Annotated in this window: 19 protein-coding genes; 9 read left to right on the forward strand and 10 right to left on the reverse strand. The window is 72.5% G+C overall.

The genetic code is table 11. The features are described 5' to 3' along the window. Positions 1-10: 10 nt before the first annotated feature. From B7C62_30605 to B7C62_30615, 3 genes are all read left to right on the forward strand, one after another. Positions 11-1,342, forward strand: a complete 1,332-nt coding sequence (locus B7C62_30605; protein ARF77443.1) for a uracil permease — start codon at positions 11-13, stop codon at positions 1,340-1,342. A 216-nt stretch (positions 1,343-1,558) separates the two neighbouring features. Beyond that, on the forward strand, positions 1,559-2,242 hold the full coding sequence (locus B7C62_30610; GenBank protein ARF76141.1) for an alpha/beta hydrolase: 684 nt from the start codon (positions 1,559-1,561) through the stop codon (positions 2,240-2,242). A 158-nt stretch (positions 2,243-2,400) separates the two neighbouring features. Beyond that, positions 2,401-4,611, forward strand: coding sequence for a hypothetical protein (locus tag B7C62_30615; protein ID ARF76142.1), 2,211 nt, complete (start codon positions 2,401-2,403; stop codon positions 4,609-4,611). A gap of 92 nt (positions 4,612-4,703) precedes the next feature. Here B7C62_30615 and B7C62_30620 read toward each other — a convergent pair whose 3' ends face one another. Further along, entirely contained in the window at positions 4,704-5,366 is a 663-nt protein-coding gene (locus tag B7C62_30620) for a TIGR03086 family protein (GenBank protein ID ARF76143.1), read from the reverse strand. A 162-nt stretch (positions 5,367-5,528) separates the two neighbouring features. On the opposite strand from B7C62_30620, the gene B7C62_30625 reads away from it, so the two are divergent. Then, a complete protein-coding gene (locus tag B7C62_30625; protein ID ARF76144.1) occupies positions 5,529-6,524 on the forward strand; it encodes a hydrolase in 996 nt (331 codons plus the stop codon). A 162-nt stretch (positions 6,525-6,686) separates the two neighbouring features. Here the strand turns inward: B7C62_30625 and B7C62_30630 are convergent, their stop codons facing one another. From B7C62_30630 to B7C62_30645, 4 genes are all read right to left on the reverse strand, one after another. After that, positions 6,687-8,624: an ATP-binding protein gene (locus B7C62_30630; GenBank protein ID ARF76145.1), complete on the reverse strand. Its 1,938-nt coding sequence runs from the start codon at positions 8,622-8,624 to the stop codon at positions 6,687-6,689. 171 nt (positions 8,625-8,795) lie between these two features. Next, entirely contained in the window at positions 8,796-8,999 is a 204-nt protein-coding gene (locus tag B7C62_30635; GenBank protein ID ARF76146.1) for a hypothetical protein, read from the reverse strand. Positions 9,000-9,442: 443 nt separating this feature from the next. Continuing rightward, positions 9,443-11,062: a malate synthase A gene (locus B7C62_30640; protein ARF76147.1), complete on the reverse strand. Its 1,620-nt coding sequence runs from the start codon at positions 11,060-11,062 to the stop codon at positions 9,443-9,445. A 290-nt stretch (positions 11,063-11,352) separates the two neighbouring features. Beyond that, positions 11,353-11,958: a 4-diphosphocytidyl-2C-methyl-D-erythritol synthase gene (locus B7C62_30645; GenBank protein ID ARF76148.1), complete on the reverse strand. Its 606-nt coding sequence runs from the start codon at positions 11,956-11,958 to the stop codon at positions 11,353-11,355. A 191-nt stretch (positions 11,959-12,149) separates the two neighbouring features. Between B7C62_30645 and B7C62_30650 the strand changes: the two genes are divergently transcribed. Next, positions 12,150-12,464 (forward strand): hypothetical protein, encoded by a 315-nt coding sequence (locus B7C62_30650; protein ARF76149.1) that lies wholly within the window; start codon positions 12,150-12,152, stop codon positions 12,462-12,464. A gap of 22 nt (positions 12,465-12,486) precedes the next feature. Here the strand turns inward: B7C62_30650 and B7C62_30655 are convergent, their stop codons facing one another. Further along, a complete protein-coding gene (locus tag B7C62_30655; protein ID ARF76150.1) occupies positions 12,487-13,131 on the reverse strand; it encodes a DNA-binding response regulator in 645 nt (214 codons plus the stop codon). Further along, positions 13,128-14,507 (reverse strand): two-component sensor histidine kinase, encoded by a 1,380-nt coding sequence (locus B7C62_30660; protein ID ARF76151.1) that lies wholly within the window; start codon positions 14,505-14,507, stop codon positions 13,128-13,130. The genes B7C62_30655 and B7C62_30660 overlap by 4 nt, the downstream gene beginning before the upstream one ends. A 110-nt stretch (positions 14,508-14,617) precedes the next feature. On the opposite strand from B7C62_30660, the gene B7C62_30665 reads away from it, so the two are divergent. Beyond that, positions 14,618-15,709, forward strand: a complete 1,092-nt coding sequence (locus tag B7C62_30665) for an ABC transporter substrate-binding protein (GenBank protein ID ARF76152.1) — start codon at positions 14,618-14,620, stop codon at positions 15,707-15,709. Beyond that, entirely contained in the window at positions 15,706-16,386 is a 681-nt protein-coding gene (locus B7C62_30670; protein ARF76153.1) for an ABC transporter ATP-binding protein, read from the forward strand. The genes B7C62_30665 and B7C62_30670 overlap by 4 nt, the downstream gene beginning before the upstream one ends. Positions 16,387-16,470: 84 nt before the next feature. Here B7C62_30670 and B7C62_30675 read toward each other — a convergent pair whose 3' ends face one another. Next, positions 16,471-17,271 carry an IclR family transcriptional regulator gene (locus tag B7C62_30675; protein ARF76154.1) on the reverse strand — a complete coding sequence of 267 codons (801 nt, stop codon included), beginning with the start codon at positions 17,269-17,271 and terminating at the stop codon, positions 16,471-16,473. Between the two features lie 399 nt (positions 17,272-17,670). Here B7C62_30675 and B7C62_30680 point away from each other — a divergent pair, with 399 nt between their 5' ends. Both B7C62_30680 and B7C62_30685 read left to right on the forward strand, forming a co-directional pair. Further along, positions 17,671-19,014 (forward strand): allantoinase, encoded by a 1,344-nt coding sequence (locus B7C62_30680; GenBank protein ID ARF76155.1) that lies wholly within the window; start codon positions 17,671-17,673, stop codon positions 19,012-19,014. Between the two features lie 170 nt (positions 19,015-19,184). Continuing rightward, positions 19,185-20,306 (forward strand): allantoicase, encoded by a 1,122-nt coding sequence (locus tag B7C62_30685; GenBank protein ID ARF76156.1) that lies wholly within the window; start codon positions 19,185-19,187, stop codon positions 20,304-20,306. A gap of 165 nt (positions 20,307-20,471) precedes the next feature. Here the strand turns inward: B7C62_30685 and B7C62_30690 are convergent, their stop codons facing one another. Both B7C62_30690 and B7C62_30695 read right to left on the reverse strand, forming a co-directional pair. Further along, a complete protein-coding gene (locus tag B7C62_30690; GenBank protein ID ARF76157.1) occupies positions 20,472-21,302 on the reverse strand; it encodes an aldo/keto reductase in 831 nt (276 codons plus the stop codon). Between the two features lie 178 nt (positions 21,303-21,480). Continuing rightward, positions 21,481-22,239: an oxidoreductase gene (locus B7C62_30695; GenBank protein ID ARF76158.1), complete on the reverse strand. Its 759-nt coding sequence runs from the start codon at positions 22,237-22,239 to the stop codon at positions 21,481-21,483. Positions 22,240-22,271 lie beyond the last annotated feature (32 nt).

Below are 22,271 nucleotides of genomic sequence, written 5' to 3' on the forward strand. Positions count from 1 at the left end.
GCCCCTGAAGATGTTCACCAGCGGCCTCCAGCACGTGGCCGCGATGTACGCCGGGGTGGTCGCACCACCCCTGATCGTGGGGCCCGCCGTCGGCCTCACCGCCAAGGAGACCGCCTTCCTGATGGGGGCGAGCCTCTTCACCGCGGGCATCGCCACCCTGCTCCAGACCATCGGCTTCTGGAAGGTCGGCGCCCGGCTGCCCTTCGTCAACGGCGTCTCGTTCGCCGGGGTCGCCCCGATGATCGCGATCGGCAAGGACCGGGGACACGACGGGATCGCCGTGATCTTCGGCGCGATCATCGTCGCGAGCCTGCTCGGCTTCGTCCTCGCCCCGTACTTCTGCAAACTCGTCCGCTTCTTCCCTCCGGTCGTCACCGGCACCGTCATCACCCTGATAGGCGTCTCGCTCCTGCCGGTCGCCTTCAACTGGTCGCAGGGCGGCAACGCGGCGGCGGACGACTACGGTTCGATGACCAACATCACCATGGCCGCCGTGACCCTGGTGATCGTGCTGGCCCTGCGCAAGCTGCTGCGCGGCTTCCTCCAGCAGATCGCGATCCTGCTCGGCCTGGTCGTCGGCACGCTGATCGCCATCCCGGCGGGCATCACCGACTTCAGCGCCATCAAGAACGCCGACGTGGTCGGCTTCCCGACGCCGTTCGCCTTCGGCGGCCCGCAGTTCGAGATCGCCGCCATCATCTCCATGTGCATCGTGATGCTCGTCTGCATGACCGAGTCCACCGCCGACATGCTGGCCCTCGGCAAGATCGTCGGCCGCCCGGCCGACGAGAAGATCATCGAGGGCGGGCTGCGCGCCGACACCCTCGGCAGCGCCATCAGCCCGATCTTCAACGGCTTCATGTGCAGCGCCTTCGCCCAGAACGTCGGCCTGGTCGCCATGACGAAGATCCGCAGCCGCTTCGTCGTCGCGGCGGGCGGCGGCATCCTCATCGTGCTCGGCCTGGTCCCCGTCGCCGCCTCCGTCATCGCCCTCGTACCGCTGCCGGTGCTCGGCGGCGCGGGCATCGTCCTCTTCGGTACGGTCGCGGCCAGCGGCATCCAGACCCTGGCCACCGCCGCCCTGGAGAAGGGCGAGAACGCGCTGATCGTCGCGGCGGCCCTCGGTATCGGCCTGATCCCGATCGCGGCGCCGCAGTTCTACCACGGCTTCCCGGAGAGCCTGCTGGTCGTCCTCGACTCGGGCATCTCGACCGGCTGTGTGGTGGCCATCGTGCTGAATCTCGCCTTCAACCACGTCGGCCGCAGGCCGGACGCGGAGGACGAGGAGCAGGCGAACGGCGAACACGTGGTGCCGGCGGCCGCCGGGGTGGGCGTGCACTGACCTCCGCTCCCGCTCCCTGACAGCGGCCCGGTGGGACCCCGCACGGTCCCGCCGGGCCGGCGCGCGTTTCGGGGGCGTTCGGGGCGTTCGGTGTGCTCGGGGCGTTCGGGTGGCGTCCGGGACGTCCGGTGGCGGGGCCGGATCGGGACGGGTGGGCCCGGGCAGGGCCGGGGCCTGTGGCGCGGGCGGCCGTCCGGCGGCTGTAGCGTCAGGGGTATGGAAGATCAGTCGGTTGTGGATGTCGGCGATGTGCGCCTCGCGTACCGGGCCTGGGGCGATGCGTTCGGCTCGCCCGTCGTGCTGCTGCACGGTCTCGGCGGTTCCGCCGGGGACTGGGAGGCGGCCGGCACCCTGCTGGGCCAGGAGTGGCGGGTCTACGCCCTGGACCTGCGCGGCCACGGCGAGAGCGACTGGCCCGACGCGTACGACCTGGAGCTGATGGCCGAGGACGTCGTCGGCTTCCTCGACGAACTGGAGCTGGACCGGGTGGGCCTGGTCGGCCACGGCATGGGCGGCGCCGTCGCCCGGCTGCTGGCCCAGGAGCACTCCGACCGGGTGGAGCGGCTGGTGCTGGTGGAGACCCCGGCCCCGTTCCCCGGTGACCCGGGCCCGGCCGGGCGGCCCGAGGGCCCGGTGGACTACGACGAGAACGCGGTACCCGCCGTACGCGACCAGCTCGCCGACCCGGGGCCGGAGGCGGCCGGGGGCCTCGGTGAGATCGTCGCCCCGACGCTGATCATCACCGGCGGCCCGGAGAGCGCGATGGAGCAGCACCGCCAGGCCGACATGGCGTCCCTGATCCCGGACTGCCGGCTGATCACGGTCCCGGGCGGCCACCGCCCGCACGAGACCCGGGCCGACCAGGTGGCGGGGCACATCACGGAGTTCTTCACCAGCTGAGGGGCGGCCCGGCGGGGAGGGGCCGGTGCGGCGGCGGGCCGGAGCGCACGGGGTGTGAGCGGTTGGTGCCGGGGCGGGCCGGGCTTCGGGGCAGGTCAGGGGCGTTGTCAGCACCGGGGCTTCGGGCCAGGTCAGGGGCGTTGTCAGTGGCGGCTGCCATGATCGGCACCATGAACTTCGACCGCGCCCGGTTCCTCGCCGACCTCGACGCCCGGCCCTGGGCCTCCCGCACCCACGCCTACGGTAGCGCCGAGGACGTGCCCGACTGTCTGCGTGCCCTCGCCGGGGACGACGACGCGGCGGCCGAGGAGGCGCGGAACGAGCTGTACGGGAGCATCCTGCACCAGGGCTCGGTGTACGAGGCGTCGGCGGAGGCGGTGCCGTTCCTGGCCCGGATCGCCGCGGCGGGCATCCGTACGGCGGACGTGCTCCTGCTGATCGGCGGAATAGCCGAGGGCGGCGCGGACCCGTCTCCGGAAGGGGCAGGCGTTCCTCCGGAGCGGGAGAGCGACGAGGTCGCCTGCCGCCGGGCCGTCGTCGCGCAACTGCCGCTGCTCCTGGCCTCGGTGGGGCACGAGGACCGTGCCGTACGCCAGTCCGCGGCCTGGGCGGCGGGGGTGACGGGAGCGGCCGGGGCCGACGCCGCCGTGCCGGTGCTCCGTGAGCGGGCGGCCGTCGAGACGGACGCCCTGGTCCGCGCCGAACTCCTTTCGGCTCTGGCCCTGCTGGACCCCGAGGGCACCGCACCGGCCGCGACCGGGGCGCTCGGCCCGGACAGCCCGCCGGAGCTGCGGATCGCGGCCGTGCTGGCCTGCGTGGACATCGGACTGCCCTGGACCCGGGCCCACCACGATGCGGTGCTGGCCCTGCTTCCTCTGGACCGCCTCGTCTCGGACCGGCTCGACCTCTCCCGCAGGGAACCCCTGCACCACATCACCGCCACCCTGCTCCTCCGGGACACCGGGGCGGACCGGGAAGCGGTGTTCGCGCTGCTCGATGCCGCGCTGCGCGGCGATGATCCAGATACCCGCACCGAGGCGGTGTGGGCGGCCAGGGAGGCGTGCGAGCTCTCCCGCAGCGCGCCCGCGCGGCTGGTTCCCGCGCTGATATCGGCGGTCGCGGCCGACGAGGCCACGGCCGACGGGGCGGGTGACGCGTCCGGTGCGCTGTCGGCGTTCGGAAAGCTCGGTCCGTGCGGGGGTCCGGCCGCCGCCGACGTGCTGGCGGTACGCGCGTCGGGCGACGGCGACAGGGCGGACCGTGCCCTCGAAGCGCTGGTCGCCGTCGCTCCCGAACGGGCCGCGCCCCTGCTCGCCCGGGACCTGGAGCGGCGTCCCCGGGCACTCGGAGCGGCCTGCGGCGGGCCCGCCGGTTCCCTGCCGGTCGTGCCGTACGACCCCGAGCTGCTGGCGGCGGTCCGGAAGCGGCTCGCCGCCGTGGAGCCCGACGGCCGCGCTCCCTTCCAGCTGGCGGCGCTGCTCACGGAATGGGGGACGGACGCGGCCGACGCCGTTCCCGAACTGCTCGCCGCGCTACCGGCGTTCCCCGGCCTGCTGCCCAGCGTGCTGGCAGCCGTCCGCCCGCCCGGGCTCCACCCCGAGGTGGCGGACGCGTTGCGGGCGCACACCCGGACCGGCCCGGCGGACGACCGGATCGCGGCGGCCCAGGCGCTCCACCGGCTGACCGGGGACCACGGCCCGTTGCTGCCCCTGCTCGCCGAGCGGCTCACCGCGTGCGCCGGGGGGAGCGGGGACGGGATACGCGAGGCGGCGACGGCCGCCGCCGCGGTCGGGCCCGCCGCCCTGCCGATCGTTCCCGCGCTCCGTGGCGCGCTCAACGCCCCCGGCCCCCGGCGCACCTTTCCGCAGATGGACGCGGATATCGCCATCGCCACGGCCCTGCACCGCATCACAGGCGACGCGGCGGAGGCGGTCCCGGTGCTGGCCGGGATTCTCGGCGCCGACGACCTGCGCTGGGGACGCTGGACCCTGATCCGCGCGGCCCGCGCCGCAGAGGGCCTCGGCCCGGCGGCGCGGCCACTCGTCCCCGTACTGAAGGCGCTGCTCACCGACCCCGAACAGGTACCGGTGGCGGTGCTCGCCCTCCACGCCGTCGCCCGGGAAGAGGTCGACACCGGCCGCCTGGCCGGGCTCCTGCTGGACGCGGCAGAGGCGGGCGCCGCCCCGTTCGAGGCCGTGGACGCCGTGGAGGCGCTCGGCGTGGACACGCTGTCCGAGGAGCACCGGGCACGGCTCACAGAGCTGGGGGAGCGGGATCTGAGAGTGGTGACGTCCGGGGTGGAGGGCACGGTCGAGGCCGCCGACGAACGGCTGCGCGCCCGGGTGCGCGCGGTGGTCGGGGCCGACTGACCCCGCGCACCGGTTCCGGCGGCCCGCGGGACGCACTCGACCTCTGCCCTGTCCGAGTGGCGGGCATGGGGGAACCGCCACGCCGTGCCCTCTCAGCTCCCCGGCCGCCAGTCCGGGCGCCGACCGCTGAGGCCGATCACCCGGTCCAGCAGCGGCGCGTCGTCCGGCACCGGGACGGCCGGCCCGAAGAGGCCCGCGCTGTCCGCGCCGCCAGTGCCGCTCGCGTTGCTCGTGTCGCCAGTGCCGCCGGTGTCGTCCCCGGCCGGGGCGAGCAGGGCCGCGCAGGAGCGCAGTTCGGCCTCCCCGGCCTCGTACGGCTGCCCGGTCGCCCGGGCCAGGTCCCAGCCGTGGACGACAAGTTCGTTGAGCGCGACGGCCCCCGCCACCTCACCGGGCAGCTCCACCCCGCCCGCCCGCGTCAGGCCCGTCCAGGCGGCGGGGGAGCGCCAGGCCGCCGCCACCTCCTCCAGCCGCCGGGGCAGCACCTCGCGCCAGTCGTCGCCGAGAACCGGCAGGGAGGCGTCCGGGGAGAGGGCCGTGCTCGCCCCGAGATCCTTGCGGGCCGCGTCGCGGAAGGCGGCGGCCAGCCCGGCGAGATGGCCGAGCAACTCCCGTACGGCGTAGTCGGGACAGGGCGTGGGGCCGCCCAGCCGGTCGTCGTCGATCGCAGCGAGCAGCCCCGCGACCCGCCGGGCGGCCGGCTCCAGATCGAGGGCGGGAGCGGGCGGGGAGGCGGATGCGCTGTTGGCGTTCATACAGGGCAGACCGTTCCGCCGCCGAGAACTCATCGGCCCGGGTCGAGCTGCCCGGTCCGCCCGGTGCGCGGCGCACACCACCACATAGCGGAAGGTTCCTCTCCGTCCTCTTGTCGGCAACCCCCACGCCATGTCATACAGGTCTGGACCATTGCTGTCCGGATGGAAGGCACCACCGTGCAACGCCCCCACATATCCACCGCGTTGGCCTGTTCCGCCGCCCTGCTCCTCGCCCCCCTCCTCACTGCCTGCGGCGGTACCGCCGAAGCCGACACGCAGCCCCCCAGCACCCCGAAAGGCGTGACCGCGCAGGCCAGCAGCTCCACCTCGGTGCATGTCATGTGGGAGGCAGCCTCCGACAACAAGGCGGTCGCCGGTTACGAGGTCTACCGGGGGAAGGCCAAGGTCAAGAGCGTTCCGGCGACCAAGAACATGATCGACGTCGACGGGCTGAAGGCTTCCACGGACTACACCTTCACCGTCCGGTCCAAGGACGCCGCCGGGAACCTCTCCGAACCCAGCAAGGCCGTCCCGGTCACCACCCAGGCCACCCCCGCCAAGGACGACGAGCCCCCCACCGCCCCGACGAAGCTGACCGGCACCGCCGACGGAAGCCGGGCCGCCACCCTCAGCTGGGGCACGTCCACGGACGACGTCGGCGTCACCTCGTACGACATCTACCAGGAGGACTCCCGTATCCACAGCGTGCCGGCCACGGAGACGACGGCGAAGCTCACGGGGCTGCGCCCGGGGACCGTCTACACGTTCACCGTCCGGGCCCGGGACGCCTCCGACAAGTCCTCCCCCGACAGCAACGCGCTCGACCTCACCACCGAGTCCGCCCCCGGCGCCCCCGAGAACACCGCCCCCACCGGCCTGCGCGCCGAGATCGGCAAGGAAGGCGCCGACTTCACGGTCGACCTGTCCTGGGACCAGCCCGAGACGGGCGGGGTCATCCCCGCCTACCAGCTCCACCTGAACGGCAAGCTGACCACCACCATCGTCTGGGGCGGCACACCGCCGAAGGGCCGGGCCAGCTACCGGCTGACCCTCGCCGACCCGCCCGGCACCCGCTACTCGGTGAAGCTCCGGGCCAAGCTCCCGGACGGCAAGTGGGGCGACTTCTCGGCCCAGCCCACGATCGTCCTGAAGGACTGACGCCCGCCGTCGCCTTCCCCCGGTTATCCGCCCGGGCCCGTGCGGCAGGCCCACGACCTCCTCGTGGGCCTGCCGCACGGCACGTCCGAGGCTGTCGGGGCCGCCCGCCCTCGTACAACCCGTCCGGGGTCCCGCTCGCCGCACTCCCCGGGCCGGCCCGGGTCAATGCCTGACTGCTGGGTTCCGGCCTTCCGAAGCTCCGTCCAGTGCCTCGGCGGAGACAGCGTGTTCCGCTGCCCGCTGTTCTCCTGAAATGAGCTCACGGAGCTTGTCCCGGGTCTGAGCGTCCGTCGAATAGATCACCGTGCCGATCATTCCGCGGGTCAGAAGCACCTTGTACGTGTTGCGGATCAGCAGGTCGACCTCCTCGTCCGGGGTGGACCTCTTGAAGACCGGGTCCTCCGACTGGGCCCGGTCCGTCTCCCATCGGCCGTTCCGCCAGACGAGGTCCGGCCCGATGATGACGCCGCTCCAGTCGTACTCGAAGCCTTGCGCCGTGTACACGCAGCCGACCTGACCGAACCCGGCCGGATCGGTGGCCCAGAGCGCGGAGGGCGGCGCCCCGGCGACGCTCCGGTCACCGAACACGTTCCACGGCCTTTCCCAGTCCCCGATGACCACGTCGGCGGGGAGCGCCTGACCGGGGGGCGTCTCCTTGGTCCACTTCCAGCAGTACCCCGCGGACATCCGGGCGCCATAGCCGAGTGCGCGTTTGCCGTCCAGGAAACTCTCCATCTCCGCGGGAGTCTCGGCCACCATGAGCTGCATCCGGTCGTCCGGCTGCCAGTCGACGGGCCCGCCCGGATCGAGGCCCAGCAGGCGCAGTACCCAGCGGAGGTAGGCATCGCTGCCGCCGCACCGGAACTGGCTGTCCAGATGGATGACGGTGCAGGCCAGCCCCTTGGCCTCGGCGGCCTGCCTGATCTGGCTCACATTGCCCATCTCTCCCGGCCGCACTATCTGGTGCTCGTCGAGGAGGAAGACGGGGACGCGTGCGGCGTCGATCAGTTCATCGACCTGGGGCCGGTCGCTGCGGTGCGCGGCGGGGGTGTAGCGGTTCGCGGAGGTCTTCCGCATGCGGTGGGCCTCGTCGCAGATGATGACATCGAGGGCGTTGCGTTCAGCGGTCATGAAGCTGTTGAAATACTTGAAGAGGTCTTGGACCTCTCTCTTCCGCGCGCCCGCGACTTTCCTCATCGTCTTGGTGAACGACTGGGACCCCGTAGCGTGCAGAGCGGTGCGGCCCTGCCGGTAGAGCTCGCCCAGCAGCGAGAGAGCGATGACGCTCTTTCCCGTTCCGGGCCCACCGGCCACAACGATCACTTCCTTGCGGTCCGCCTGGGCAGCCCGCCTGACGGCCCCCATGACGGATTCGTAGGCGACGCGCTGTTCATCCAGAAGCACGAACTGTTCCCGGTCGCGGACCTCGTCGGCGGCCACGGCCATGAGCTGCTTCGACGGTCCGACCTTTCCGGCCAGCAATTCGTCCGCGGCGGCTGCTCCGTTGACCGGAGCGAGCCGCTGTTCCAGGAAGCGGATGAACTCTCCGCGGCGCTCCTCGCTGAAAAGGGAGCCCCTTTCGCTCAGCCCCACCTCGGTCAGGCCGGCGATGCCGAACTCCGTCGCGTTGTGGAGGTAGGCCACGCCGGACACCCGTTGGGGGTGGTTCGCCAGTGCTCCGTTGAAAGCGACGAGGTAGTCACAGTAGCCGCGTACCTGCTCGATCGGATTGAGTACCGGATTGCTGTACGCATCGACCCGGCACAGCGAGGGCTCACCCTCCTCCGGCGTGGCTTGGCTCCATTGCTTGAGCTCGACGACCACATAGGACGGTTCACCGGTCTTGGGGTGCACCCCGGCCAGCACGACATCCGCTCGTTTGCTCGTCAGGGGCAGACCGTATTCGAGGAGAGCGGTGACTTCGCCGAGACCGGCCTCCAGCAGCACGTTCATGAGAGCCGGAAGGCTCCGTTCCCAGGAGCGGGCCTCGGATACGCTCGGCCGGTAACCGTGCTCCTGGACGAACCGGTCGGCAAGCCGCAGGAAAAGGCCGCCGCTCAGGGCCTGAGCGGCAACCGCGGAGACGGAGTCACGAATCAAGGCAGGCTCCCGGGCAGCACGGTATGAGGTGTGCGGGTGGGGGCGTGTCCTCGTGAGGAAGTCCGGCGGGCCGCGAAGTCGACGGGCAGAACACTATCTCTTTCGGCATGGGGCAATCCTTGGGGGAACCCGCGCGTGGGAACCGTCTCCCGGCACCGGCGCAGGGGCGACCTACTTGCGGCGGAGCGGGAAGGTGAACAGCGTGCGCAGCACCATCACGTACTGCTTGAGGATTTTGGGGCGATCCGCCGAACTGGTGTCGGCCAGAGCGCGTTTGGCGATGTAGCAGGCCGTGGCACACGCCACGATGAAGCAGGCCGTCAATGAGGTGGGCACCGAGATGGCCACGACGGACCCGACGGAAGAGAACAGCACGAAGACATCCTTAGGGAGAGGATGCCGGAATATCCGAAGGAGTAACGTTTCTCCTGATTCCGGCCACAGCGTGTGAGGTGTGACTGTGGCTGGTCAGATGAGCTGAGGGGTGCTGAGTTCCCTCGAGGGCGGCAAGGTCGCGCGAGAGGAAAGTAGATGAGGGGGCGGCGTCTGCGACAGAGGGCAGGCGGCACAGGCCATGGGCGCGATCACGCGTATTTCCTTACGGTTTGGAGGGCATGGTCAACATTCGACAGCCCGGTGGGTTCCGTAATAGCCCACAAACGATAGCACACATCGTTAGGCCCTGGCCAGAGCCTAACGATGTGCGGCGTGACGGGCCGGGTCCGCTTTCGCGAGTTCGGCAAATGTGCTCGGTGGAATGCCCCGGCCCCCGGTGCTGTGCGGTAACCGGGGGCCGGGCGGTGCTTCGTTCACATGGGTCAGCGCAGCTGCTCGTACGCGGGCAGCGTCAGGAAGTCCGCATAGTCCTGGTCCAGGGAGACCTGGAGCAGGAGGTCGTGGGCCTGCTGCCACTTGCCCGCGGTGAAGGTCTCCTCGCCGATCTCCGCGCGGATCGCGGCCAGTTCCTCGGCGGCGACCTTGCGGGCCAGCTCCGCGGTGGCGTGCTCGCCGTTCTCGAAGACCACGTCCGCGTTGATCCACTGCCAGATCTGGGAGCGGGAGATCTCGGCGGTGGCCGCGTCCTCCATCAGGTTGAAGATGGCGACCGCGCCCAGGCCCCGCAGCCAGGCTTCGATGTAGCGGATGCCGACCGCGACGGCGTTGCGCAGGCCCTCGTACGTGGGCTTGGCGTCCAGGGTGTCGATGGCGATCAGGTCGCCCGCCGCCACCGAGACGTCCTCGCGGAGGCGGTCCTTCTGGTTGGGCTTCTCGCCGAGGACCGCGTCGAAGGAGGCCAGGGCGATCGGGACCAGGTCGGGGTGGGCGACCCAGGAGCCGTCGAAGCCGTCGTTCGCCTCGCGGTCCTTGTCGGCCTTGACCTTCTCGAAGGCCACCTTGTTGACCTCGGCGTCGCGGCGCGAGGGGATGAAGGCCGCCATGCCGCCGATCGCGTGCGCGCCGCGCTTGTGGCAGGTGCGGACCAGGAGTTCGGTGTACGCCCGCATGAACGGGGCCGTCATCGTCACCGCGTTGCGGTCCGGCAGGACGAACTTGGCGCCGCCGTCACGGAAGTTCTTGACGATGGAGAACAGGTAGTCCCAGCGGCCGGCGTTCAGCCCGGAGGCGTGGTCGCGCAGCTCGTAGAGGATCTCCTCCATCTCGTACGCGGCGGTGATCGTCTCGATCAGGACCGTCGCGCGGACCGTGCCCTGCGGGATGCCGACGTAGTCCTGGGCGAAGACGAAGATGTCGTTCCAGAGGCGGGCCTCCAGGTGCGACTCCGTCTTCGGCAGGTAGAAGTAGGGGCCCTTGCCGAGGTCGATCAGACGCTGGGCGTTGTGGAAGAAGTAGAGGCCGAAGTCGACCAGCGCGCCGGGCACCGGGACGCCGTCCAGCTGGAGGTGGCGCTCGTCCAGGTGCCAGCCGCGCGGACGGGTGACGACGGTGGCGAGCTCGTCGGCGGGCTTCAGCGCGTACGACTTGCCCGACTTCGGGTCGGTGAAGTCGATGCGGCGCTCGTAGGCGTCGGTCAGGTTGAGCTGGCCGAGGATCACGTTCTCCCAGGTGGGAGCGGAGGCGTCCTCGAAGTCGGCGAGCCAGATGCGGGCGCCCGAGTTGAGCGCGTTGATCGTCATCTTGCGGTCGGTCGGACCGGTGATCTCCACCCGGCGGTCGTTCAGCGCGGCCGGGGCCGGGGCGACCTTCCAGGAGTCGTCCGCGCGGACCGCCGCCGTCTCGGGCAGGAAGTCCAGCGTGGAGGTACGGGCGATCTCGGCGCGGCGCTCGGTGCGCCGGGCGAGCAGCTCATTGCGGCGCGGCGTGAACTGCCGGTGCAGCTCGGCCACGAACGCGAGGGCCGCGTCGGTCAGGACCTCTTCCTGCCGGGGCAGGGGCTCGGCATCGACGATGGCCAGCGTGGACGGCGCTGGTGCGGACATGAGCTGTCACTCCTTCAGCGGGCGGCGGCGTCTCATGGCCGCCGGGTCGCCTGAGACGGCACGGCGTGCCATGGCTCCGAGATACGGCCGTGGGTGCCGTCTGAGGTTCAGAGGGCTTCTGACCAGTGGATAGTAGTTTCCTCATGGTGGAAGTTCAATGGTTTGTTGATGTCGAGATTCTCCGGGTCGACAGAAACGGGCCGATGGCGGCGCAGCGTGCCAGGGTGGCCACGGAGGGTTCGCGAAGGCTCGTGAGACCCCGCCGGGGCCACCCCGGCAGCCCGTCGAGGTCACTCCAGATGGCTCAGGTCCTGCGCCGTGTCGATGTCGTACGCCTCTGCCACATCCGAACACTCCACCAGCGTGATCGCATCGCGGTGCTCCCGCAGATACGCCCGCGCCCCCTGGTCGCCCACCGCCGTGGCCGCGATGCCCGCCCACCTGTCGGCCCCGAACAGCACCGGATGGCCGCGCTCCCCGTCGTACGAGGCCGCCACCAGGCTCGTCCGCGACCGGTACGCGCCCCGCACCCGCGCCACCGCCTCCGCGCCGATGCCCGGCTGGTCCACCAGCAGGACGAGCGCCGCGTCCGTGCCCGTACCGGTCAGGGCGGCCAGGCCCAGCCGGAGCGAGGAGCCCATGCCCTCCTCCCAGCCCGGATTGACGGTCACCGCCGAGCCCGCCAGATCGGCCCGGGCCCGCACCTCGTCGGCCGCCGCGCCCAGCACCACGTGGAGCGGGCCGCAGCCGCCGTTGCGCAGTGCCCGCAGCGCGTGTTCGACCAGGGGGCGGCCCCGGTGCTCCAGCAGGGCCTTGGGGCGACCGCCGAGCCGCCGGCCGCCGCCTGCGGCGAGCAGCACCCCCGCCACCTTGGGGTTCTTCGCTTGAGAAGCCATGAGCCCTGGATACCACCGAGCCGTTCGCACACGCGACATGCATGTCACTCTCAGGGGTCACCCTGATTTCTGTCCGTGGAGTGGCGCGTACTGCCTGTCATGGCGTTAACTTGCGGACGAACCCGGGTACTTGGCCACGGCCCGGAGTTCGGGGGGTCACACCGGCACAAGGACGTGCGAGGGGGAGTGCTGTGTTGCGAAGCGTGGGGCAGAAGCGGGTGACCGGCAGCGGCGAGGACCCGAGGGTGGCCGAGCTGCGCATAGCCGTCTCCCGGCTCCGCCGTGAACTGGCCTCGCTCTCCTACGAATTCTCCGACCGCCCCATCGCCGAGCAGGAGCTCGCGGCACTCGATGCCATGGCACGCGGCGGGGTCCCGGAGATCCCGCACATGCGCAGCTCCTTACTGCTGATCGCCGGGTCCGTCGGCTCGGTCAGCGCCCTCGCCGCCGCACTGCGCGACGTACGCAACGCGGTCGACCTCTTCGGGGAGCCGCCGCGCGGGTGAGTGCGCGCGGCGCCCGGTGGGCTCAGCGGCGGATCAGCCTGCGCGCCGTCGCCGCCGCGACCGCCGACGTACGGGAGTCCACGCCCAGCTTCGCGTAGATGTGCACCAGGTGGGACTTGACCGTGGCCTGGCTCAGGAACAGCCTCTTGCTGATCTGGAGGTTCGACAGGCCCTCGCCGACCAGTTGCAGCACCTCCAGCTCCCGCCGCGTCAGCGCCTCGGCCGGCGTACGCATCCGGTCCATCAGCCGGTGCGCCACCGAAGGGGCCAGCGCCGAGCGGCCCGCCGCCGCCGTACGCACCGCCGCCGCCAGCTCCTGCGGGGGTGCGTCCTTCAGCAGATAGCCGCTCGCGCCCGCCTCCACCGCCGCCAGGATGTCCGCGTCGGAGTCGTACGTGGTGAGGATCAGGACCCGGGGGCCGTCCGGTACGGCGGTGATCGCCGCCGTGGCCTCGGAGCCGTGCATCCCCGGGCCCGGGCCGAACTGGAGGTCCATCAGTACGACGTCGAAGCCTCCCGCCGCCGCCAGCGCCACGGCCTCCTCGGCGGTGGCCGCCTCGCCCGCGACCCGGAAGTCCGGCTCGGTGTCCAGGACCGCGCGCAGCCCCGCCCGGACGACCGGGTGGTCGTCGGCGAGCAGCAGCCGGATGGCGTTCTCCCCGTTCACGCGGCGCGCTCCCGCTCCTCGGCCGGGCCCGCCAGCGGCAGCGTGACCGCCAGCGCGGTGCCCTGGCCCGGCGCCGACTCCACGCTCAGCGTGCCGCCCAGCGTCGCCGCCCGCGACCGCATCGCGGGCAGCCCGAAACCGCCGTCGCCCCGCTCGTCCACCGGCGCCGCCGAGGGGACGAAGCCCCGGCCGTCGTCCACCACGTCCAGCGCCACGGAGGTGTCCATGAAGCTCAGCGTGATCTCCGCCCGGTCCGCCCCCGCGTGCCGCACCGTGTTGGCCAGCGCCGACTGGGCGGTCCGCAGCAGCGCCACCTCGTACGGGGTCGGCAGCTCCACCGGCGTACCGCTGACCGCGAACCGTACGGTGAGGTCCGGCCCGGTCGTCCGGGCGCAGAGCCGCTCCAGCGCCGCCGCCAGCGAACCGTGCTCCAGGTCCGGCGGGGTCAGGGCGCGTACGAAGGAACGGGCCTCGGCCAGATTGGTCTGGGCGGCCTCCCGGGCGGCGCGGACGTGCGCGGCGGCCGGGGCGTCCCCGGGCAGCGTGCGCTCGGCGGCGCGCAGCAGGAGCTGGATGCTGGACAGGCCCTGGGCGAGCGTGTCGTGGATCTCCCGGGCGAGGCGCTCGCGCTCGGCGAGGGTGCCCGCCGTACGTTCCGCCTCGGCCAGCTCCGCCCGGGTGGCCACCAGCTCCTCGATCAGCTCCCGGCGCCGCTCGCTCTCCCGGAACAGCGCGTCGTACCCGAGAACCGTGGCGATGGCGACGGCCGCGCCGAGCAGCGGGCCGATGAACGCGCCCGGGGCGATCTCCTGCCGGTGTACGACGAAGCCGGTGATCGCGGCCGCCGCGGTGACGACGACGGCCGGGATGCCCCAGCGGGCGGGCAGCAGGTGCAGCTGGAGGAAGTAGAGCGGGAAGGCCACCCACAGGGCGTCGGGGGAGAGGACGAGCAGCCCGAGCCAGAGGGCGCAGAGCCCGGCCAGCCAGATCGCCGCGGCCCTGGTCCCGGGCCGCACGGAGCCGCCAAGCGCCCGCACCCGGCTTCCGGGCTGCGCGGGGGTGGTGTGCGTCTCGGTCCCGGGGTCCGGCTGTACGGGGGTGGCGCGAGGCCCCGTCCCGCCTTCCCGCCGTACGGGCTCCGAGCGCGTCCCGGCCCGCACCCGTGCCCCCGGCCGTACGGAGGGGGCGCGAGTCCCCGCCACCGCCCCCGCCGCGTACACCCCCGCCGTCACCACCACGAGCGCCACCACCGCCCCCGCGTGCGGCGCGTCCTCGCTCAGCGCGCGGGCCGCCACCAGGGCCAGCAGGCCCGTCAGCAGCGCGTGCAGGCAGAGCCGCAGGGCAGCGGTGACGTGGGTGTGCGAACGCGAATCCATGGTGCCGCCAGCCTAGCGGCGGTCCCCGCCGAGCCGGTCAATCGAAAGGTTGATCTGCCAACCGCCCCCCGCGCGATGTTTCCCCTCCCCGGACCACCGACGATGGACCCATGTTCGTCGCATGGAGAGACCTTCGGTTCGCCAAGGGCCGGTTCGCGCTCATGGGGTCGGTCGTGGTCCTGATCACGCTGCTCGTGGGCCTGCTGTCCGGCCTGACCGCCGGGCTGGCCCGGGAGAACATCTCGGCCGTCACCGGGCTCGACGCCGACCACCTCGCGTTCGCCGCCCCGCGCGGGGACCAAGAGGTGTCCTTCACCAACTCGACCGTCCGCGAGGACGACTGGCGGGCCTGGGCCGAGCGCCCCGGGGTCGAGGCCGCGCAGCCGCTCGGCATCCGGACCCTGAACGCCACCGCCCCCGGCGACCGTACGGCCCCCGTCTCGGCCTTCGGCGTCGAGCCGGACGGCACCCTCGCACCGGCGGTACCGGAAGGCATCGGTCCGGGGCGCGTCGTGCTCTCCGAGAAGGCGGCCGAGGAGCTCGGTGCCGCCCCCGGGGACAAGATCGCGCTCGGCCGGGCGGAGCGCGAGGTCGCGGCTGTCGCCGGAGACGCCTCGTACAGCCACACGCCCGTCGTCTGGACCACGCTCGACGACTGGCAGCAGATCGGCCACGACGGCGCCGGACCCGCCGAACAGGCCACCGTGATCGCCCTGACCACCGGGCCCGGCGCCGATCTGGCGGCCGGGGACGAGGCGGCCGGGACCCGCACGCTCTCCCTCGACGACTCCCTCACCGCGATCGGCTCCTACCAGGCCGAGAACGGCTCCCTCCAACTGATGCGCGGCTTTCTCTTCGCCATCTCCGCCCTGGTCATCGGCGCCTTCTTCACCGTCTGGACCATCCAGCGCAGCGGTGACATCGCCGTACTGAAGGCGCTCGGCGCCTCGACCCCGTACCTCCTGCGCGACGCCCTCGGACAGGCTGTGGTGATGCTCGTCATCGGTACGGGGCTCGGCACCGCGCTCGCCGCCGGGGCCGGGATGCTGATCGGCGGGGGGCCGGTGCCGTTCGTGCTGGACGCGGCGACCGTCCTGGTGCCCGCGCTGATCATGATCGCCCTCGGCGCCCTCGGGGCTGCCCTGTCCATCCGGCGGATCACCGCCGTCGACCCGCTCACCGCACTCGGGAGTGCCCGATGACGCTCACCCTCACCGATGTGACCCTCACCTACCCGGACGGCGACGGGCGGCTCACCGCCCTGGACCGGGTCTCGCTGGAGGTCCCGGCGGGCACGCTCACCGCCGTCGTCGGGCCGTCGGGGTCGGGCAAGTCCAGCCTGCTCGCCGCCGCCGCGACCCTGGTCACCCCGGACTCCGGCGAGGTCGTCGTGGCCGGTACGCGGACGGGCCCGCTCACTCCGGCGGCGCGGGCGGCCCTGCGCCGGGAGCACATCGGGATCGTGTTCCAGCAGCCGAACCTGCTGCCCTCGCTCACCGCCGCCGAGCAGCTTCAGGTGATGGCCCACCTCGCGGGCGGGCGGAGCCGGGAGGCGCGTCGTCGGGCCCTGGAGCTGCTGGACGCGGTGGGGCTCGCGGAGAAGGCGGACCGGCGGCCGCACCAGCTGTCGGGCGGTCAGCGCCAGCGGATCAACATAGCCCGGGCCCTGATGAACGAGCCCGAGGTCCTGCTCGTCGACGAGCCGACCAGCGCGCTCGACCACGAGCGCGGCGCGGCCGTCCTGGACCTGCTGGTCACCCTGACCCGGGAGCGCGCCACCGCCACGGTGCTGGTCACACACGACCTGGCGCACCTGGACCGGATGGACCGCACGGTGACGATGGACGACGGGCGGCTGACCGTACCCGCCCGGATCTGAGCCGTCGGGCCCGCCTGGATCTGAGCCGCCAGACTCGCTCGGATCTGAGCCGTCAGCCGCCCGTCGGCCGTGTGGGAACGGCGGTCAGCTCGCCGTCCCGTTGCTCGCCAGCGCGTCCGACAGCTCCTTGGCCACCTGCTGGAGGATCGGCACGATCCGCTCCGTCGCGCTCTCCGTCACCCGGCCCGCCGGGCCCGAGATGGAGAGCGCGGCCGAGGTGGGGGAGTTGGGCACGGAGACCGCCAGGCAGCGGACCCCGATCTCCTGCTCGTTGTCGTCCACCGCGTACCCCGCCCGGCGCACCTGCTCCAGGGCGTCCAGGAACCCTTCCGGCGTGGTGATCGTCTTCTCGGTCGCGGCAGGCATGCCGGTCCGGGCGAGCAGTGCGCGGACCTCGTCGGCCGGGGTGTCGGCGAGGAGCGCCTTGCCCACGCCGGTCGAGTGCGGGAGGACCCGGCGGCCCACCTCGGTGAACATCCGCATCGAGTGCTTGGACGGCACCTGGGCCACGTACACGATCTCGTCGCCGTCCAGCAGCGCCATGTTCGCCGTCTCGCCGGTCTCCTCCACCAGCCGCTGGAGGTAGGGGCGGGCCCAGGTGCCGAGCAGCCGGGAGGCGGACTCGCCGAGGCGGATCAGGCGGGGGCCCAGTGCGTAGCGGCGGTTGGGCTGCTGGCGTACGTAACCGCAGACGACGAGCGTGCGCATCAGCCGGTGGATGGTCGGCAGGGGCAGACCGCTGCTCGCGGAGAGCTCGCTCAGCCCGACCTCGCCCCCGGCGTCGGCCATCCGCTCCAGCAGGTCGAAGGCGCGCTCGAGGGACTGCACCCCACCGCTGGAACCGGTGGGCTTGGAGTCGGCTGTGCTGGCGTGGGACGGCGGCACGTCAACGGTCCTTTCGAAGCGGAAGGCAAGGCAGCAGCCTACCGGGCGCTTCCCGATCGGCCCACAGCCGACCGGACGGCGTCCGTGCCGGTCAGGGGCTGTTTTGTCCGGGTGCCGACGGTGTGGCGGCGGTCGGTGCGGCGGCTCGGTGCCGCCTCTCCTGGCCCATGCTACGTTCCGCACTCCGAAATAGGTCTTCTACTTTGTGGAAACGTCCAGTCGGGTCCTCCGGGGTGGCCCGCCGGACCCCCTCGGAGCAAAGTGGGGTCTTGACGAGGGTGATTCCCGAGTGAAGACTCCAACGAAAGCTTCAACAGTTCGTTGAATTCCTGTCGTGGTCATGGTCGTGATCATCGCTGTCACGGCTGTTGTGATCATTCTTGGAGTGAAGGAGCACGGGTGTCCGGTCCGGACGTGAACCTGGTACTGCGCTCGACGCGCGTCGTCACCCCCGAGGGCACCCGCCCCGCGACGGTCGCCGTCGCGGGCGGCACCATCGACGCGGTCCTGCCGTACGACGCCGAGGTGCCCGCGGGCGCCCGCCTGGAGGACTTCGGCGACGACGTCCTCCTCCCCGGCCTCGTCGACACCCACGTCCATGTGAACGACCCCGGCCGCACCGAGTGGGAGGGCTTCTGGACCGCCACCCGCGCGGCGGCGGCCGGCGGGATCACCACGCTCCTGGACATGCCGCTCAACTCCCTCCCGCCGACCACCACCGTCGAGCACCTGCGGATCAAGCAGCAGGTCGCCGCCCCCAAGGCGCACGTCGACACGGGCTTCTGGGGCGGTGCGATCCCCTCCAACGTCAAGGATCTGCGCCCGCTGTACGAGGCCGGGGTCTTCGGCTTCAAGTGCTTCCTCTCGCCCTCCGGGGTGGAGGAGTTCCCCGAGCTGGACCAGGAGCAGCTGGCCCGGTCCATGGCGGAGATCGCCGGGTTCGGCGGGCTGCTCATCGTCCACGCCGAGGACCCGCACCACCTCGCCGAGGCCCCCCAGCGCTCCGGCCCCGCCTACGCCGACTTCCTCGCCTCCCGCCCGCGCGACGCCGAGAACACCGCGATCGAGGGGCTCATCGCCCACGCCAAGCGGCTGAACTCCCGCGTCCACGTGCTGCACCTTTCCTCCAGCGACGCCCTGCCGCTGATCGCCGCCGCCAAGCGCGAGGGCGTCCGCGTCACCGTCGAGTCCTGCCCGCACTTCCTCACCCTCACCGCCGAGGAGGTCCCGGACGGGGCAACCGAGTTCAAGTGCTGCCCGCCGATCCGCGAGGCCGCCAACCAGGACGCCCTGTGGGCCGGGCTCGCCGACGGCACGATCGACTGCATCGTCTCCGACCACTCCCCGTGCACCACGGACCTCAAGACCCCGGACTTCGCCTCGGCCTGGGGCGGGATCTCCTCCCTCCAGCTCGGCCTGCCCGCCATCTGGACCGAGGCCCGCAGGCGCGGCCACTCGCTGGACGACGTGGCCCGCTGGATGTCCGCCGCCCCCGCCGAGCTGGCCGGGCTGAACCGCAAGGGCGCCATCGAGGCCGGACGCGACGCCGACTTCGCCGTCCTCGCCCCCGAGGCCACCTTCACCGTCGACCCCGCCGAGCTGTTCCACCGCAACCAGGTCACCGCCTACGCCGGGAAGACCCTGCACGGCGTGGTCCGCTCCAGCTGGCTGCGCGGGGTCCGCATCGCCGCAGACGGCGTCCTCGCCGAGCCCGCCGGCCGCCTCCTGGAACGCGACCACTGACCGTGTCCGCGGGCCCCGTTTTCGTACGGGACCGCTGGCCGCGCCGATCGGCCACCACCGCCCACGCTGATCGGCCACCGGCCCGTACGGGACCACCGCCCGTGCCCGTACGAGACCGCTGACCGCCCCCGTACGAGACCACCGACCGTGCCCGAAAGGAACCCCTGACCATGACGGACGCCGCGATACCCCGCTTCACCGGTGACGCCCTCCCGTACGCGGGCGGCGACCCGTACGCCGACCACCGCACCGCCGACTTCCCCTTCACCCACCTCGTCGACCTGGCCGACCGCCGCCTCGGCGCCGGGGTCATCGCCGCCAACGACGAGTTCTTCGCCGAGCGCGAGAACCTGCTCAAGCCCGGGCCCGCCGTCTTCGACCCGGAGCACTTCGGCCACAAAGGCAAGATCATGGACGGCTGGGAGACCCGCCGCCGACGCGGGGTCAGCGCCGCCGAACCGCACCCCACGGCCGACGACCACGACTGGGCCCTCGTCCGCCTCGGCGCCCCCGGCGTCATCCGGGGCATCGTCCTGGACACCGCCCACTTCCGGGGCAACTACCCGCAGGCCGTCTCCGTCGAGGCGGTCTCCCTGCCCGGCTCCCCGTCCCCCGAGGAGCTGCTCGCCCCCGACGTGAAGTGGACGGTCCTCGTCCCGCGTACGGCGGTCGGCGGCCACGCGGCCAACGGCTTCGCCGTCGACGCCGAGCAGCGCTTCACCCACCTGCGGATCAACCAGCACCCGGACGGCGGGATCGCCCGGCTGCGCGTGTACGGAGAGGTCGCCCCGGACCCCGCGTGGCTCACCGCGCTCGGTACGTTCGACCTCGCCGCCCTGGAGAACGGCGGCCAGGTCGAGGACGCGTCCGACCGCTTCTACTCCCCGGCCACCAACACGATCCAGCCCGGTCGCTCGCGCAAGATGGACGACGGCTGGGAGACCCGCCGCCGACGTGACCGGGGCAACGACTGGATTCGCTACCGCCTCGCCGCCCGGTCCGAGATCCGGGCCGTCGAGATCGACACCGCCTACCTCAAGGGCAACTCGGCGGGCTGGGCAAGCCTCTCGGTACGGGACGGGGAGGACGGCGACTGGTCGGAGATCCTGCCCCGGACCCGGCTCCAGCCCGACACCGACCACCGCTTCGTCCTGGCCGGACCGGTGCGCGCCACCCACGTACGGATCGACATCTTCCCGGACGGCGGGATCTCACGGCTGAGGCTGTACGGGTCCCTCACCGAGGACGGCGCGGACGCCCTGGCGGCCCGCCACCGGGAGCTGGGCGGCTGACGGGGGACGGTCACCGGTGGGCCCGCCGCGATCGCTGGGGGATCGCGGCGGGCCCACCGGCCGTACGGCTGCCGCTCAGAACACGACCGGTCCGTACCGCTGCCGATCACAACACGACCGGCCCGTACGGCCGTCGCCCAGGTACACGACCGGTCCGTACGCCGCTCAGAACTCCTCGTGCGTGTCCGGGTCCCCGCCGAACCGCCGCTGCCGCCCCGACGCGATCGTGGTCAGCTCCTGGGCCGTCAGCTCGAACCCGAACAGGTCCAGGTTCTCCCGCTGCCGCCCCGGGTCCGCCGACTTCGGGATCGGCACCGCACCGACCTGCGTGTGCCACCGCAGCACCACCTGCCCCGGCGTCACCCCGTGGTCCTCGGCGATGGCCACCGTGGAGGGGTCCTCCAGCACCTCACGGCCCCGGGCCAGCGGGCTCCAGGACTCAGTGAGGACGCCCTTCGTCGCGTGCACCGCCCGCAGTTCCTCCTGGGGGAGCAGCGGATGCATCTCGATCTGGTTCACCGACGGCAGCACACCCGTCTCCCGCTCCAGCCGCTCCAGATGGGCGGCGGTGAAGTTGGAGACGCCGATGGAGCGGACGAGCCCGTCCTCGCGGAGCCGGATCATCGCCTTCCAGGTGTCGACGTACTTGTCGACGTGGGGGAGCGGCCAGTGGATCAGATACAGATCGACGTACTCGACGCCCAGGCGGGCCCGTGACTCCTCGAACGAGGCGAGCGTCTGCTCGTACCCCTGATGCCTGCCCGGCACCTTCGTGGTCAGCCGGATCTCCTCGCGCGGGATGCCGCTGCGGGCGATGGCCCGGCCGGTGCCGGTCTCGTTGCCGTAGTTGAGGGCCGTGTCGATGAGCCGGTAGCCGAGGTCCAGGGCGTCCGCGACGGCCTCCTCCGCCTCCGTGTCGTCCAGCGGGTAGGTGCCGAGGCCCACCGCAGGGAGTGTGGTGGAGTCGTTGAGCGTATGAACCGGTGTGTCGCCCATGGTCCGTGCTGTCCTTCCGGTCGGGCCTGCCTCGGTCACGTTTTTCCCCGGGGCATGCCTTCCCCCGGGTCGGTCACGTCTTCCCCCGGGCACGTCTGCCCCGCCCCGGCCAGCGTAGGCGCGCGGCCGGGACGGGGCAGTTCGGGCGGGGCCGGGGCTCCGGGTGCCGGAGGGCGGCTCAGGCCGCGTGGCCGCCGTCCATCACGATCTCCGTACCGGTGATGAAGCCCGCGTCCGCGCTCGCCAGGTACGCCACCAGGGAGGCCACCTCGTCAGCCGTACCGAAGCGGCCCAGCGCGGTGGCCGCCCGCTGCCCCTCCGCGAGCGGGCCGCCCGCCGGGTTGAGGTCGGTGTCCACCGGGCCGGGCTGGACCAGGTTGACCGTGATGCCGCGCGGCCCCAGCTCCCGGGCGAGGGGCTTGGTCAGGCCGACGAGGGCGGACTTGCTCATGCCGTAGAGCGTCGAGCCCGGCCCGCCCACGTACCGGCTCAGGGCGCTGCCGACCGAGATGACACGGCCACCGTCGGCCAGCCGGTCCGCCGCCGCCCGGCAGGCGAGGAAGACCGCCCGCACGTTCACCGCGAGGGTCCGCTCGACCTCGGAGTCCGGCAGCTCCGCGATCGGGCCGAGGACGCCGATGCCCGCGTTGTTGACCAGGATGTCGAGCCGGCCGAACGCGTCCGCCGCCTCGTGCACTGCCCGCCCCGCCGCCCCGGCGTCCGCCGCGTCGCCGCGCAGGGCGACCCCGCGCCGGCCCGTCCCCTCGATCTTCGCCACGACCGCGCGGGCCGCCTCCTCGTCCCGTACGTAGGTGATGGCGACGTCCGCCCCGGCCTCGGCGAGCCGCAGGGCGACGGCCGCGCCGATGCCACGGCTGCCTCCGGTGACCAGGGCGGCCCGGGGCGCGGGGGTGGTGATGGTGGTGGTGCTGGACATGGTTCGGTTCCTTGCCTTCGGGGGAGCGCCGC

It is taken from the genome of Kitasatospora albolonga (assembly GCA_002082585.1).
Classification (GTDB): Bacteria; Actinomycetota; Actinomycetes; order Streptomycetales; family Streptomycetaceae; genus Streptomyces; species Streptomyces stephensoniae.

Coding starts and splice junctions, on each gene's coding strand:
- B7C62_30625 (ARF76144.1), top strand. CDS start 5,529: ATGGAAGGCACCACCGTGCAACGCCCCCACATATCCACCGCGTTGGCC.
- B7C62_30645 (ARF76148.1), bottom strand. CDS start 11,958: ATGGCTTCTCAAGCGAAGAACCCCAAGGTGGCGGGGGTGCTGCTCGCC.
- B7C62_30670 (ARF76153.1), top strand. CDS start 15,706: ATGACGCTCACCCTCACCGATGTGACCCTCACCTACCCGGACGGCGAC.
- B7C62_30690 (ARF76157.1), bottom strand. CDS start 21,302: ATGGGCGACACACCGGTTCATACGCTCAACGACTCCACCACACTCCCT.
- B7C62_30620 (ARF76143.1), bottom strand. CDS start 5,366: ATGAACGCCAACAGCGCATCCGCCTCCCCGCCCGCTCCCGCCCTCGAT.
- B7C62_30615 (ARF76142.1), top strand. CDS start 2,401: ATGATCGGCACCATGAACTTCGACCGCGCCCGGTTCCTCGCCGACCTC.
- B7C62_30685 (ARF76156.1), top strand. CDS start 19,185: ATGACGGACGCCGCGATACCCCGCTTCACCGGTGACGCCCTCCCGTAC.
- B7C62_30640 (ARF76147.1), bottom strand. CDS start 11,062: ATGTCCGCACCAGCGCCGTCCACGCTGGCCATCGTCGATGCCGAGCCC.
- B7C62_30610 (ARF76141.1), top strand. CDS start 1,559: ATGGAAGATCAGTCGGTTGTGGATGTCGGCGATGTGCGCCTCGCGTAC.
- B7C62_30695 (ARF76158.1), bottom strand. CDS start 22,239: ATGTCCAGCACCACCACCATCACCACCCCCGCGCCCCGGGCCGCCCTG.
- B7C62_30660 (ARF76151.1), bottom strand. CDS start 14,507: ATGGATTCGCGTTCGCACACCCACGTCACCGCTGCCCTGCGGCTCTGC.
- B7C62_30665 (ARF76152.1), top strand. CDS start 14,618: ATGTTCGTCGCATGGAGAGACCTTCGGTTCGCCAAGGGCCGGTTCGCG.
- B7C62_30605 (ARF77443.1), top strand. CDS start 11: ATGTTCACCAGCGGCCTCCAGCACGTGGCCGCGATGTACGCCGGGGTG.